This window comes from Dyadobacter flavalbus (assembly GCF_006149045.1).
Taxonomy (GTDB): Bacteria; Bacteroidota; Bacteroidia; order Cytophagales; family Spirosomataceae; genus Dyadobacter; species Dyadobacter flavalbus.
In genome coordinates, this window is the sequence record NZ_VBSN01000049.1 from 178,133 (window position 1) to 193,188 (window position 15,056).

Consider the following 15,056-nt stretch of genomic DNA (forward strand, 5'->3'; position numbering starts at 1 on the left):
CCGACTGTAATTCAAGCGCCTGTATACCCATGCAATGAAATCATGACATTCACAACTTCAAACGCCTTCACTTTCTGTTTCAAAACGGAAAGTGGTCAGGAAATTCCATTTTGCAGTTTGTTCACATAATTGGAAGGGCTTACTCCGAACTGCTTCTGAAAATCCCTGGAAAAATTGGTAGGCACACTGTAACCGATCATATCCGCAACCTCGTTGATCTTGTATTTGTTCTCGGCAAGCAGTTCAGCGGCCCGTTTCAGTCGTGATAAATTGATCAGCTCGTTTGGCGTCAGGTCCGATATGCCCTTGATCTTGCGGTACAAGGTCGGGCGGCTCATGTTCATAAGCGATGAGAGCAGATCCACATCCAGGTTGCTGTCTGCGATATGTCTGGAAATAATCGCGTTCAGCTTTTCCAGAAACTTCTTGTCAGCCGTCGAGAAAGCAATTCCTTTAATGTGCGTCAGCGGCGAGCGGGCAAAATATTCCTTGATGATATTCCGGTTGTTCATCAGGTTCGTGATCTGGGCAGCCAGATGATCCAGCGAAAACGGCTTTTCAATGTAAGCGTCCGCTCCTACTTCCAGTCCTTCAATTTTGGAATTGATCGAACTCTTGGCAGTCAGAAGAATGATCGGAATGTGGCTAAACTGCACGTCGCTTTTCATTTTCCTGCACAGCTCGATTCCGTCCATGACGGGCATCATGATATCGCTGATCACGAGCTGGATATTATCACGCTGCATCACTTCAACTGCCTGCTGACCATCCAGTGCCCGCATGACGTTATAGGAAGCACCCAGTTCCTTGCCTAGGTAATTCAGGATTTCCACATTATCCTCCACGATCAGAATCATCGGCTTGGCGGGATCGGCCGTTTCAGTGGCCTCATTATCTGCAAAAAAATCGGCCGGTGTGTCCTCCTCCGTTCCTTTCAGGTCCATTTCATAATCCTGATGGATCGGCAGCGAAAGCAGGAATATATTCTCCTGCATGGCATTGCCTTTAAGTTCCAGCTTGCCTTTGTGCAGCTCGGCCAGCGAACGGGCAAGCGGCAGGCCTATGCCCGTACCTTCCTGTTTCTGGTTGGATTCCAGACGGTAGAACGGTTCGAAAATCTTTTCCCTGTTTTCACTCCCGATTGCAAAACCGTCGTTCCGGAACTCGATATGAAAGAGCAGGTCGTCACTGTTGAAAGGCAAAAGCTTTACCTTTACGCTGCTATCCGCATATTTCACCGCATTGTTGATCAGGTTGCTGATGATCTTTTTGCATGCTTCGATGTCAACATACGCGTGCAGGGTTATTCTGGGAAGCTCAATTTTATAATTCAGGTTCTTCTGTTCAGCTGCCGGCCGGAACGTGGCAAATACGTCGCCCAGCAGCTCGTTGATGTCCGTTTTTGTAAAGTTCAGACTGAAATTATTAGCCTCGGCCTTGCGGAAATCGAGCAGCTGATTGGTCAGATCAATCAGGCGGTTGGCATTTTTATTGATCATAGTCAGGTTATCCAGTGTTTCCGCATCGGCATTTTTATTGGCCAGCATCTTGTCGAGCGGCATTTTGATAAGCGTCAGCGGCGTTCTTATTTCGTGTGCAACGTTGGTAAAAAAATCAATCTTGGCATTGTAAATCTCACGCTCTTTCCCGATCTCGATGGCTTCAATTTCCCTTTTGTTCTTTTCGCCCATAGCCAGATGGTAGTAACGGAAGAGGATAACTGCGATCGCGGTCACAGCCGAGGCATAAAGCAGATAAGCCCATACCGTAGCCCACCAGGGCGGCAGGACATCAATATTCAGCCTTGTTTCCCGGGCATTCCAGACCTGATCGTTATTGGATCCTTTGATTCTTAACACATAACGGCCCGGCGGAAGTTTTGAAAAGGTGATTTTTCTGTTACTCGTCAGATCAGACCATTGATTGTCAAGACCTTTCATCTGATATTTATAACGGTTCATTTCCGGGATTACGTAGCTGAGCGCGGCCACGTCAAAGCTCAGGCTGGAACGGTCGTATGGAATCCTGATCCATCCGGTATGGATCGGCGATCCGGTCAAAGGCGAGTCTTTGCCGCCGATGGGAAGTTCCTGGTTATTGGCCTGGATGCCTGTAATGTACACCGGCGGGACATACGTATTCTTGATAAACGAACCCGGCCTGAAGCTGATCATTCCGGCTACGGTGCCGAAAAACAGCGTTCCGTCTTCATTTTTATAGGACGAGTTGTAGTTGAACTGTTCGCTGGGCAGTCCGTTTGCTTCATTGTAATTCGTAAATTTTCCTGTTCTGGAATCCAGCATCGACAAGCCCCGTGAAGTTGAAATCCAGAAATTGCCCATATCGTCTTCCAGCACCCGGAAAACCTGATTGTCCGGCAGCCCGTTTTCGATGCGGTAATTCCGGAATCGACCCGTAACGGCATTGTATCTGGAAAGTCCGTGTTCGGTGCAGAACCAGAAATCGCCGTTTTTACTTTGGTACAGACTGTTGATGTAGTTGTCCAGCAGCCAGTCGGTTTTTCCGGCCACATACTGAATCCTGCCTTTCCTGCCGGTTTTCGGGTTATAATAAAAGATTCCTCCGCCGTAGCTCGCTGCCCAGATTGTTCCTTGTTCATCTTCATGAATGCTCTGCACCTGCGCATTGAAAAACGGCATCGGCGTAAAATCGTCTGTCTTGCGGTTGTACCTGAACAATCCCGACCATGTCCCGACCAGAATATCCGATGCACGGGTTTTGTATAAAGTCACGATGAAATTGCTGCCGAAAGTGTGCGGCATACGGGTGCTGTAATGCCGTATCACTTTATTGGTTTTCAGGTCCATTACATCCAGGCCATGCTCATAGGTCCCGATCCACAGTTCATTGCCGTCGGCTACCAGCCCGTGCAGGTTGCGGTACGAAATACTCCCTTTCTTGCCGTCGGGTAAAAAGGACCTGAATTTTCCGGTCTGCAAATCAAGCTGGTTAAGCCCCGCATCCTCGGTACCGATCCATAGTTTGCCATATTGGTCCTTGATAATTTCATGGACCAGATTTCCGCTGATGCTGTTGCCGGGCTGCGGAAAATACTTCTGAAAACGGTTGTATTCCGAGGAGTAATAATTGACACCGCCGAACTGTGTACTGATCCAGATCCCGCCTTCGCGGTCCTTGAATATGGCATTGATGATGTTGTCGGTAATGGCATACGGGTTATATTTTTCCTTGACAATCTGGTTCATTTTCCTGCTTTTCAGATTCAGAATGAACAAACCCGATTCGGAACCCAGCCAGTACTCGTCCTTGCCGTTTTCAAAAAACGTATGGATATAAATGTCTTCCTTCTGCCCTGTTTGTTCGGAAATGTCTGTGATCCTGTCGCTTTTGAAGTTGAACAGCAGCAAACGTTTCATGTTGCCGATCAGCAGAGCGGAATCTGAAACCGACTGCATCCGCATATTGGAAAAAATCTCCTGTACCCGACCCGAAAGGTTGTATTCGAAAACCTGGCCTGTTTCAGGATTGTAGCGCCGGATGATGCCGTTGTTACTGGCCGCCCAGACTTTCCCATTGGCCGAAATGTGGATTGAAACCGTGTTTGCAGCGTCGGGAAGCGTTTTTACTGTGTTTTTTTCTGAGTCAAACCGGTACAGCTGATTATCAGAAATGATCCAGATGCCGCCTGCCTTGTCGCCGCGTATCGTCCGTACTTCGCCCGGCGGGATCAGTTTGAAAGGAGCAAACTGATCACTGACCGGATTATACAAGTAAATTCCCTTATGTGTACCGATCCAGAGTTTTTCATTTTGGTCTTCATACAACGAAAAAACCGAATTGCTTCCCAGACTGGTGGAATCGCCCTGCCTGCTCCTGAAAATCTTGAACGAATTGCCGTCAAACCGGTTAAGTCCGTTGCGGCTTGCGATCCAGATGAATCCTTTTTTATCCTGGATAATATCGCCCGTCGCATTGCCCGATAAGCCGTCGGAGACCTTGTAACTTTTGAAATAGTAAGATGCATTCTGGGCCGGACAGGCCAGATGTAAAAACAGGCAGCAAAGTGTTACAAGCAGATTTTTCACTCCATCAATCGAACATATACCGGGACTTTGCTGTCCGGTTTTCTTTTATCATTTATAAATATATCCCTGTAAAATCATTGCTAATTAACAAATATAAATGTTGAGACAGTTTGATCTGAAATTGAGACACAGAGATCATTCCATTAATCAGCAAAGAAGGAACTTCGCAACGCTTTAAATAAATCCAATAATTTAATCAGAAAGTAACAAGAACGGACCTAACTGATCCGCTTAAACAACAATGTTAATGAAAAATAATTTGTACAAACCGGCACAAACTGCTAAAAAGCCCCTGTCCATGCTGTGGTCTGCAAAGACTATGCTGGCCATGCTTTTAGGCATTTTCGTAGCCATGTCCGGAGTGGCCCAGGTTCAGACCGGAACTCAGCTTTCGGGAAAAGTTTCTGACAAACAAGGCGCACTGCCCGGCGTTTCTGTTGTCGAAAAAGGCACAAGCAACGGAACCACGACCGATGCGGAAGGAAAATTCACATTACAACTTTCGGCAGGTGCCAAAACAATTACCGTTTCCAGCGTAGGCTATACCTCTCAGGATGTGGACGTAAGCAACAAATCCACCGTGAATGTCACCTTGCTGGAAGATCAGAAAACCCTGAACGAAGTGGTTGTGATCGGGTATGGATCTTTGAACAAAAAAGAAGTTTCCAGCGCCATCACGCACTTGTCAGGCAAGGATTTGCTGCGCGTAGGCGGCAATAACCCGATGATGGCGATTCAGGGCAAGGTTGCCGGGCTTACGGTAACCAACACGTCAACGGCCGATCCGAACTCTTCGCCGAACATTCAGCTGCGCGGTGCATCTTCACGCAGTGCCGGTCTCGGGCCATTGTTTGTCGTGAACGGAATTCCGGGCGGTAACATCGACAACATCAACCAGAACGAGATCGAATCCATTGACGTGCTGAAAGGCGGCGCAGCTTCGGCTATCTACGGTACGCGCGGAAGCAACGGGGTCATTGTGATTACAACCAAGAAAGGCTCCGCCGAGCCGCGCCTGTTCTATGACGGCTATACTACTTTTGACTTTCTGGCCAACCAGCTGTCGGTGCTTTCCAAAGATGAGTTCCTGGCCAACAAACGGGGTTATGATTTCGGAGGAAATACCGACTGGCTGAAAGAAGTGAGCCGCCAGCCATCGTTCTCCCACAAGCATACCCTGCAGTTTTCAGGAGGAACCGGGCAGACCAACTATTTCACTTCCGTGGATTTCCGCGATGCAAACGGAATTGACCTGCGTTCGGGAAAAAGAGAATATGGCGGCCGGGTGAACATCAATCATACTACTGCCAACAACCTTCTGGCACTTACATTCAGTGTTGCGCCGCGTTATGCAAAGGTCAGCGAGGCTGATTACAGTGCATTCAACTATGCACTGACGCTGAACCCGACGATATCGGTGCGGGACTCTACCGGCAAGTACAGTTACATCAACTCGGGCTTTTTTGCCAACAACCCGGTTGAGAATGCCAAAATGGTGGTTCGGGACCGTGAGCGCAAATCGCTGGACCTGAACGGCTCGGTGAAGCTGAACATTCTTGAAAACCTGAACACGACACTGACATTCGGAGAAGTAAGCACATCCTATCGCCTGATGGACTTTACACCTTCCAACATCACGCCGGTCATCAACGGAACCGGACGCAATTCGGCATCGCAGCGGCTGGAAGAGAACGACCAGAAAAGCCTTGAATGGCTGGGAAATTATTTCCTTGACCGCGGCAAACATTCTGTAAAGCTGCTGGCAGGTTATTCTTTCCAGTATTTCACTGCATCCGGATTTAACGCAGGCAATGAAAATTTTCCTTCCAATGTACTTACTTACAACGGACTCGGAACCGGATTATGGAACCTGGAAAAAGGAGTTAACGGCGTAGGTTCTTACAAAAACAGCTCGAAACTGATCGCCTTCTTCGGACGTCTGAACTACGATTTTGATCAGAAATATTATTTGTCTGCCAGTCTTCGCCGTGAAGGTTCTTCCAAGTTCGGTTATGACAACAAATGGGGCTATTTTCCGGCAGCATCTTTTGCATGGCGCATCACACAGGAAGGTTTCCTGAAAGACAATCCCTGGCTTAACGAGCTGAAACTGCGCGCGGATTACGGTGAAACGGGAAACCAGGATTTCGGCAACTACTTGTCGCTGGATACGTACGGCGGCTACGGCTACTATCCTTACAACGGAAGCTCCTATCAGGTTTGGGGACCCAACCAGAACACCAACTACAACCTGCGCTGGGAAAAAGCGGCCAACTTCAATGCCGGTGTTGACTTTGAACTGTTCAGCAGCAAGATCAGCGGTAGTGTGAACTACTACGTTCGTACCAACAAGGATCTTCTGGGTAACTACAATGTATCCAATCCCCCCAATATCCAGGGACAAACGTTTGCCAACGTGGGAACCATGCGCAATACGGGTGTGGAACTGCAGTTGAGTGCAGCGGTGGTCAATAAAGGTGCATTCAGCTATAACCTGTCCGTTACCGGCGCGTTCAATGACAATAAATTCGTTTCGTTTTCCAACAACCTTTTCAAAGGCCAGAGCTACATTGATGTCGTAGGCATGCCGGCACCCGGAAGCCCGGGAACACTTCAGCGCTTGCAGGAAGACAGACGTATCGGAGGTTTCTATGCGCTGAAATCTGCCGGAGTAAATGATGCCGGTGCATTGCTGGTGTATAACAAAAATGGTGAAATCGTGCCTGCCAATGAAGCCAACAACGATGACAAGCAATTCATCGGAAACGGGCTTCCCAAGTTCACAACGGGGATCACCAACAATTTCACGTATAAAAACTGGGATCTGAGCGTGTTTCTCCGCGGTGCATTTGGCTACAAGCTGTTCAACACCTACGCCTTTTACCTCGGAACACCGGCTGCCCAGGAAAATGCCAACCTGCTGACCTCGGCTTTCGACGGCGGAAAATATTCCAAGCTGACGAGTACCTCCACGTACTCTTCCTTGTCGGATTATTTTCTGGAACCGGGTGGATTCCTGAAAATAGACAACATTACGCTCAGCTACACACAGCCGCTGAAATCGAAATTCATGAAATCGGCACGTATTTATGCTACCACGCGAAACCTGGCCACATTCACCAAGTTCACAGGCGGCGATCCCGACCTGATCCAGATCAACGGTTTGTACCCGGGCGTAAATACAAACTCGGACAACAACGGTACGCTCAACTACTATCCGTCAACAACGCAGCTGTTGCTGGGATTACAACTTACTTTTTAATATCCTGATTTGATTCAAAAATGAAAAGAAATCATATTTCAAAATACGTATTCAGGTTTGCTGCCTGCGCGCTGCTCTCGGTGACGGCGGGCTGCACCAATCTGGACGAAGAATTATACGACCGGATCACTTCCGAAAACTTTCTGCAGACACGTGAAGACGTTACGCGCGACTTTCTGAGAGCATTTGAACACAGTTACTGGAGCATTCAGGGCGGCAATACATTCATGCTGCAGGAAAACAGCTCCGATGAAATGATGACCATCAACCGGCAGGGCGACTGGTTTGACGGCGGGCAGTTTCAGCGTGTGCATTATCATACCTGGACGCCTCAGGACGGTTTTACCAGCGATCCCTGGAACGCGCTTTACGGCGGCGTAACGCTGGCGACCAACTCGCTGGAAGATCTGGAAGGCATTACCGATCCTTCCAAGTTCGAAATGACGCGTGAAGAGCTGGACGGCATGATCGCCGAGCTGAAAGTACTCCGTGCATGGCTGAACATCCGTTTGCTGGACTTTTACAGAAATATTGTAATTGTTACCAAAGTGAAAGGCCAGACAGAAGGCGGCCCGCAGGTTTCGCCGCAGGAAGCATTTGCTTTTATCGAGCAGGAACTGAAAGATGCGCTTCCAAAGCTTTCGACCAATACAACTTTGGGCGACAATGTAGTGGGGCGCTGGACGCAGGGCGGCGCAGCTTCGCTTCTGGTGCGGCTTTACCTGAATTCAAAGGTTTACACCGGCACGGACCGCTATGCAGATTGTGCAAAAATGGCTCAGGACATCATTGATGGAAAATACGGCAACTATGCACTTGAAAGTCGCTGGGATGCACCATTTGATTACACCAATCCGGCATCCAAAGAAACGATCTTCGGTTTTCCGGGAAGTTTCGCGCAGACGCACTGGCAGTATGACGGCGGTATGTATTTCTGGATGCTTCCCAACCTCGCGCCAAGCTATTTCGGGTTCACCGATTTCGGTAATGCCAACCCCAAGTACGCCATGCAGCCGGGCCGTGACGTGGACAGCGTGGAATACAACTTTGCTCTGGGAAAACCATTTATCAAATTCCAGAAATACAAGGATGATGTCCGTTTGAAAAAGTATAAAAATCTGGGCAACAGCAAACGCGAGGGAATGTTCCTGTACGGCTATCTGCCTTATACCAATTCGGCGGGCAAACAGGATACCGTAAGAGGTTTCAAAGGCCCCTACCCGCTGTTCCTGCGTGACCAGGTGGGTAAATTCCTCGATGCCAAGCCCGGAACCAAAATTGCTGACAAAGTTTCCAACATGAACAATGGAGACAACAATTCTGGTCTGTATCCGGTAAAGTACCCCTACTATCCAAGTGACGATCCGAACAAGATTTCTTCGGCTTATGCAGAAGTACGCTTTGCCGAAATCTATTATTCTCTGGCTGAATGTAAATACCGCGCCGGCGATAAGGCAGGTGCCGCAGCATTGCTGAACACCGTGCGCAAGCGCTACTATCCGGCCGGCTCGCCAAGTCTTTACAAGGCAGACGGAAGCCAGCTGACCGACCAGGAAATGCTTGATGAATGGATGCGCGAGTTTCTGGCAGAAGGCAGAAGAAGAACGGACCTGGTTCGCTGGGGCGTGTTCAGTACCGGTACATGGTGGGATAAAAAACCGGATGCAGACAACCACACGGACATTTTCCCGATCGGACAGAATGTGCTGAACTCTTCGCCTCAATTGAAGCAAAATCCCGGATACTAAACTTAATCAAATGAAATTTCACAAGCCTTTGGCCGTGCTGGGTGCCGCAACTTTGTTTGCGGTACTTGGCGCAGTCGGGCCGCGTTCGGTCGGGCCGAACGCGGCCAATACTTTTATTAACCCGGAGCCGTCTGATGTAAAACGTCCGCGTGAAGCATGGGTACTGCGTTCGGTGCTCGATGCCCGGCCGAGAATTCTCAGCATTGCCTTGCATGATAACCTGTGGCTCGCCTACAACACCAAAACAGCAGCATTGTACAAAGCCTGGACGGGAAAAATCAACTTCGGCGGTCCGGTCTATACCTCTTCACATGGTCCGCAGCCGGTTTCTGCCGGAACGACCTATATGGAAGAACCTGATGAAAATCCATGGCGGATTGAGGCGGACGGCAAGCAGGTTACGCCTGAAATCAGCTACAAAGGCCATACGATCCTGAACAATCAGGTTACTTTAAAATACGAGCTGGATTATCAGGGCAAGAAAATCGCGGTGGAGGAAAAACCGGAATTTTTTGACGCTGAAAACGGAAAAGCCGGTTATGAACGCGTTTTTACGGTTTCCAATGTGCCTGCCGGCGCTTCCTTGTCACTGAATATGCATTTGAATTCTTTGTCAAATGCAACAGATTACAAGACGGACGGAAAATTTTCTGTAACCGAACAACGTGACGAAAATGCCGGAAGCCAGTCTTTCAAGGCAATAGACGGGAAACTGGTGCTGAACAACAATGGAAAGACTACCTTTTCTGTTAACCTGACCAAAAAACCCGAACAGCCGCAAACAGAGCAAAGGGTAAGCAGATCGGAAATGGTGGCGGGTCTTTTTGCCAAAAGCGACTGCAATACATGCCATAACCAGGATGTAAAAACGGTTGGTCCGGCTTACAAGGCCATTGCCGAACGTTACGAAAATAACGATCAGAACAAGAATGCGCTGGTTACCAAAGTGATCACCGGCGGCGCGGGCAACTGGGGGCAAATCGCCATGTCGCCTCATCCGGACCTGAAAAAAGAAGATGCCGAAACCATGGTTTCCTACATTCTGAACCTGGATGCCGAAAAGGAAAGAGCGCAGGCAGCCAGCAAACTGATGCCCAAGCCGGCCTATCCGATAAGCATAAAACCGGTTGTTCCTTCCAAAGTTGCTACCGCTACGGAAAAGCCCGGCATTGCCGTGAACATTTACCAGTTTGCAGGCGGCATCGGCAACGTACCAGAAGTCAATGACGAAATGCTTCCCGTAAAATCCGGATCAATCAATGCGCTGCATCTGGACGATAAGGATTTCGGTGATCTGAAAGACAACTTTGCAATTTATGCAAGCGGCTACATCAACATCAAAAAGACAACGAACATCGTTTTCCGGCTGGTTTGTGACGATGGCGGCAAGCTGTTTATTGATAACAAACTCGTTGCGGACAATGGCGTTAACCACGGACTTCAGCCTACGGACGGCGAAGTGATCCTGAAAGCAGGCAAGCACCCTTTTAAAGTAGAATATTATCAGGGCTCCTTCGGCAAAGGTCTTTCGCTGCAATGGCGGCCATACGGCAGCAAGGAATTTACCGTAGTGCCGCCTTCGGTTTTCACTTACAAAGGTGCCGACATTAAAAGAACGGGACAAACTGCGATTGAAGTAAAGAAAAACGACGTTCCCGGCGACCAGTCACCGCTTGTTGCCGTGCACCCGAGCTTTACATTGTCACAGGCACGGCCGGATGATTTCCAGCCGAGAGTGGGCGGAATGGATTTTCTGGCTGACGGAAGAATGGTTGTAAGCACCTGGGATTCCCTTGGCTCTGTGTACATCGTAGATGGACGGAAAGCCGCTTCTCCAAGTGATATCAAAGTAAAACGCATTGCCTACGGACTGGCCGAGCCTTTGGGACTGAAAGTTGTGGACGATGAAATATATGTGATGCAAAAACAGGAACTGACCAAACTGGTTGACCTGAACAAAGATGAGCTTATTGACGAATACCAGACCATTTGCAACGGATGGAAGGTTTCTGCCAACTTTCATGAATTCGCGTTCGGGCTGGTATACAAAGACGGTTACTTTTATGGCACACTTGCAACGGCCATTAACCCGGGTGGCGCCAGTACCAAACCGCAAATTCCGGACCGCGGGAAAGTAGTAAAAATTTCTAAAAAAGACGGCTCATTTACTTTTGTAGCATCAGGTTTACGTACGCCGAACGGTATCGGCCTCGGAGTGGATAATGAAATATTCATTGCTGACAATCAGGGTGACTGGCTGCCTGCCAATAAAATCATTCATCTTCAGGAAGGCGCATGGTATGGCTCGCGCTCGGTGGATTTTGAAGGAACGGCAAATAAAAAGGAAACACAGCCGGTCGTATGGCTTACTCAGGATGAAATCGGCAATTCGCCCAGTCAGCCTGCCAGGCTGAACGTAGGGCCTTATCAGAACCAGATGATCCACGGAGATGTAACGCACGGCGGTATCAAGCGGGTATTTGCAGAAAAAGTAAATGGCGCTTACCAGGGAGCTGCATTCCGGTTTACACAAGGTCTGGAAGCAGGCGTTAACCGTCTGGTTTGGGGCCCTGACGGCTCGCTGTACATCGGCGGCGTTGGTTCCACGGGTAATTGGGGACATACCGGCAAGCTGGGTTACGGCTTGCAAAAGCTGACTTTCAATGACAAGGTGGCTTTTGAAATGCTGGCAGTAAGGGCCAGACCGGATGGCGTGGAAATTGAATTTACAGAACCTTTGAAAGAAGGCGTTGGTGAAAAAGCATCCGACTATGAAATCCGTCAGTGGTGGTTTAAACCAACTGGTGATTACGGCGGCCCCAAGCTGGATAATGAAAGTCTAGCCGTGAAATCGGTCAAGGTATCCGCAGACCGGAAGAAAGTGTCACTGCAGCTGGCCGGCATGAAAAGCAGACATGTCGTCTACATTCATCTGAACCGCAAAACCATCACCAGCCAGAACGGCAACAGCCTCTGGAGCACAGAAGCCTGGTATAACATGAACGAGATACCGGAGAATATCTGAATGATCCGTTGATAAATCGCAAGGGCTATACCCGGAGTGTTGTTCAACTCTGGTTATAGCCCTTTGTTTATTGATTTGCTGTTTTTGGCTGTTTGTTTTTAGCGATGAGCTTTTGGCTTTTAGAAAGACAGCGTTTCCTAATTGACAGATTGCGAAAAGCCGTTAGCCTCAACTTGTTTCAGGCAATGACCCGACTTCAGCATTTCAATTTACAATCCATCTGTTAACGGTATTGTATTTTCCTTCAATAACGATTTTGAAAAAACCTTTCGGAAGCTTTGAAATGTCAATAACCGCATTTTCCGCGGTAACCGGAAGCTGCTGCATCAGCATGTAATTGTCACTGCCGCCTTCTTCGAAATGATTTGTTACAGCCAGCCAGATTCTGACATTTCCTTCTTTTTCCACTGATTTCCAGCTTACACTGATTTTTTCTTCTTCCATTTTTGCAGCTGGACTTATAACCGACAGTTTTCCTGTTAACGGAATACCGTCCAGTTCAAAAGCCTGTTCTTTCGGGAAAGGAATCTGCAGATGCCTTCCGATTGTCGGCATAATGTCCACAATACCGGGAAACTGTTTTGTCTCCGAAGATTTCAGGAAATAATTGTTTAATCCGGCTGTGTTGGTCACGATCCAGGTACTGCGTTCAGCGTCTGACTGGCCGCCATGATTTTTTCCCGTGGGCTCGCTCCTGCCGTGATCCGTAGTGATGAAAATCTGCCATTTTTCACCTGATTTCTTCTGCCTGTTTTTTACAGCCTCCCACAGCCGTCCCATCTGTGCATCCATTTTCCGGATGGCATCGTTGAACTGCTCGCTGTTTCCGTATTTGTGCCCCATATCGTCCGTATATTCCAGATAAACCCAAGAAAGATCCGGTGCCTGTTCCTGAATGTAGTCACTGGCTTCGTTTACAACCATTTCATCAATGCGGTTTATGTATGCTGCATTTTTGTCATGCGGAAAGTTGACGGTATCCAGTTCAAAACCATCGTAGTAATAATCCATCTGCATACGGCCCGTCTGCGGCAGCCCCGTCCCGATCAGTTTGGTGCGGTTATCCAGCCAGGTTGAAAAAACAGCCGTTCGTTTATTCGGGTAAGCTTGTTTGAAAAACCTGAAGATGGTCCAGTAATTGTAATTGGGTGCTTTGATTTTGTTGTCCCAGACATTGTGCTTATTGACCCAGGTACCTGTCAGCAGGCTGTTGTAGCCTACTGCCGAAATGGTTGGCGTTTGTGAATAAGTATTTTTTTCACCGCCGACAAAAGCCCGTGAAAAACCGCCGGCTTTGGCAATGGCATCCAGATTGGGCGTCGGGACTTTCTTTAACTGCTCGTAAGATATTCCGTCAACAATGACGAACAATGCTTTGTTTTTATCATTTTGCGCGGCACAGATGCTGCTGACAAACAAAAAGGAAAACAGAAAACTGCGGTAGTAACGAATTGACATAAATTTTGATTTTCGATAATAAAAAAGACCGGCAGCAGTTTCTACCCGTTGCCAGCCATTAACAAAAGCAGATATTAACGTGAACCTGGTATTTTGAAACGTTCAGAAATGCCTTCTTCATGGGCAATCATGATAATGAAATGAAGCAAACTGTCATCTCAAACACCGGAAACTTTTACAAAATTGCCGAATGCTTGCTACTTACGTTTTAAGTCAATGTTAAGAAATGAACAGCATTATATTTGAACACCGGATGAACGGTGTACCGCGAATAAGACTTGCTTGCTGCAGCAGTTTGTTTGTGTGATCCTGTTCAAGCACCTTACCGGGACCTGACAACCGTTCAGGCGGCCCCGCCGGGGCCAAACATGGCAAATGCTATGAACCCTACAAACAGAGGGCCGCAGAGCGCCCAGCATGGCTGCGCGCCTGCAGAAATTGACAACTTAATAAAGTAAATGCTGCTCCGGAGGAGCACCCTGTTTGTAGAAATCCGAAATCCGGCAAAACAAATGCGGCTCCGGAGGAGCCTTCTGAAATCAGGCATTAAGCAGGCGGCCCCGCCGGGGCCAAACATGGCAAATGCTATGATCTCTACAAACAGAGGGCCGCAGAGCGCCCAGCATGGCTGCGCGCCTGCAGAAATTGACAACTCAATAAAGTAAACGCTGCTCCGGAGGAGCACCCTGTTTGTAGAAATCCGCCAGTTGATCAATAAGTTCATCAGATTGGTCGAGGTATTGTGCTTCGTCGAGCAGGCCCTGCTGGTAGGAACGATAGAGCACATCCAAATCCGCCTTGATCTCGCGCCGACGTCTTGGACGTGGCGGCTTTTGTTTGCGGGGAAATTGCATTTCTATCCATTCAGCAATTTTACTGACGATAAAAACAAACGTCCCGATGAAAATAAAAAGAAGCAGTTCTAGTAGCAACACGGTAAAAGCCTGTTTTCTGATCACTATAACCCTGACCGGGTACCAGATGTAAACTTAACAAAAACAGTTGGTGCTGCAATAGTTAAATCCATCTCATTACCCGATGCAATGATACTTTTTATTTATTATATCCATCAATAATTGTAATTACAGCTTTAAATAACGGCTGCCGGCTATGTAGCCGCATGGTCAGGCGAGCTGGAATTGATTGAAATATAAAATGCCTAAAGTCATAATTGAGTATTTCGGCACTGAAGCAATGGCTGTTTGTAAAATTAGCAAATGTGCATTTTTATATACCTGATGCAAACTGGTTTATGATGCCTGTTATATCCTATATCTTGGTCATTGCCTGTGTATATTCCTTTGGAGTGAGTGCAGATACTTGATTGACAACCACACCTCCCAATGGCATCCAGCCTTCTTTGATGTACGCATTTACGATTTGAGCCAATCTGGTCAGACCATTCGATTCGACTATCAGGTATTTGGTATCATCATCAATAGGTGAGCTTTTTACATTATAGTTGAAAATCATAGGTGAAAGGAATTGGATGTCAG

6 protein-coding genes are annotated in these 15,056 nt (G+C 48.0%); 3 read left to right on the forward strand and 3 right to left on the reverse strand.

Features of this window, described 5'->3' with window-relative positions:
- Nucleotides 1–95: 95 nt before the first annotated feature.
- Nucleotides 96–4,067, reverse strand: coding sequence for a hybrid sensor histidine kinase/response regulator transcription factor (locus FEM33_RS16655; protein WP_139013129.1), 3,972 nt, complete (start codon nt 4,065–4,067; stop codon nt 96–98).
- 247 nt (nt 4,068–4,314) lie between these two features.
- Between FEM33_RS16655 and FEM33_RS16660 the strand changes: the two genes are divergently transcribed.
- Genes FEM33_RS16660 through FEM33_RS16670 form a run of 3 tightly spaced genes read left to right on the forward strand, consistent with a single transcriptional unit; the run spans nt 4,315 to nt 12,102 of the window.
- Nucleotides 4,315–7,329, forward strand: a complete 3,015-nt coding sequence (locus FEM33_RS16660) for a SusC/RagA family TonB-linked outer membrane protein (RefSeq protein WP_229214280.1) — start codon at nt 4,315–4,317, stop codon at nt 7,327–7,329.
- A 20-nt stretch (nt 7,330–7,349) separates the two neighbouring features.
- Nucleotides 7,350–9,077, forward strand: coding sequence for a RagB/SusD family nutrient uptake outer membrane protein (locus FEM33_RS16665; protein ID WP_139013130.1), 1,728 nt, complete (start codon nt 7,350–7,352; stop codon nt 9,075–9,077).
- Nucleotides 9,078–9,087: 10 nt separating this feature from the next.
- Nucleotides 9,088–12,102, forward strand: a complete 3,015-nt coding sequence (locus tag FEM33_RS16670) for a PA14 domain-containing protein (RefSeq protein ID WP_139013131.1) — start codon at nt 9,088–9,090, stop codon at nt 12,100–12,102.
- A 204-nt stretch (nt 12,103–12,306) separates the two neighbouring features.
- Here the strand turns inward: FEM33_RS16670 and FEM33_RS16675 are convergent, their stop codons facing one another.
- Both FEM33_RS16675 and FEM33_RS16680 read right to left on the reverse strand, forming a co-directional pair.
- Complete coding sequence (locus tag FEM33_RS16675) at nt 12,307–13,560, reverse strand: alkaline phosphatase family protein (protein ID WP_139013132.1); 1,254 nt, start codon at nt 13,558–13,560, stop codon at nt 12,307–12,309.
- A 653-nt stretch (nt 13,561–14,213) separates the two neighbouring features.
- Entirely contained in the window at nt 14,214–14,519 is a 306-nt protein-coding gene (locus FEM33_RS16680; protein WP_139013133.1) for a hypothetical protein, read from the reverse strand.
- Between the last annotated feature and the right edge of the window lie 537 nt (nt 14,520–15,056).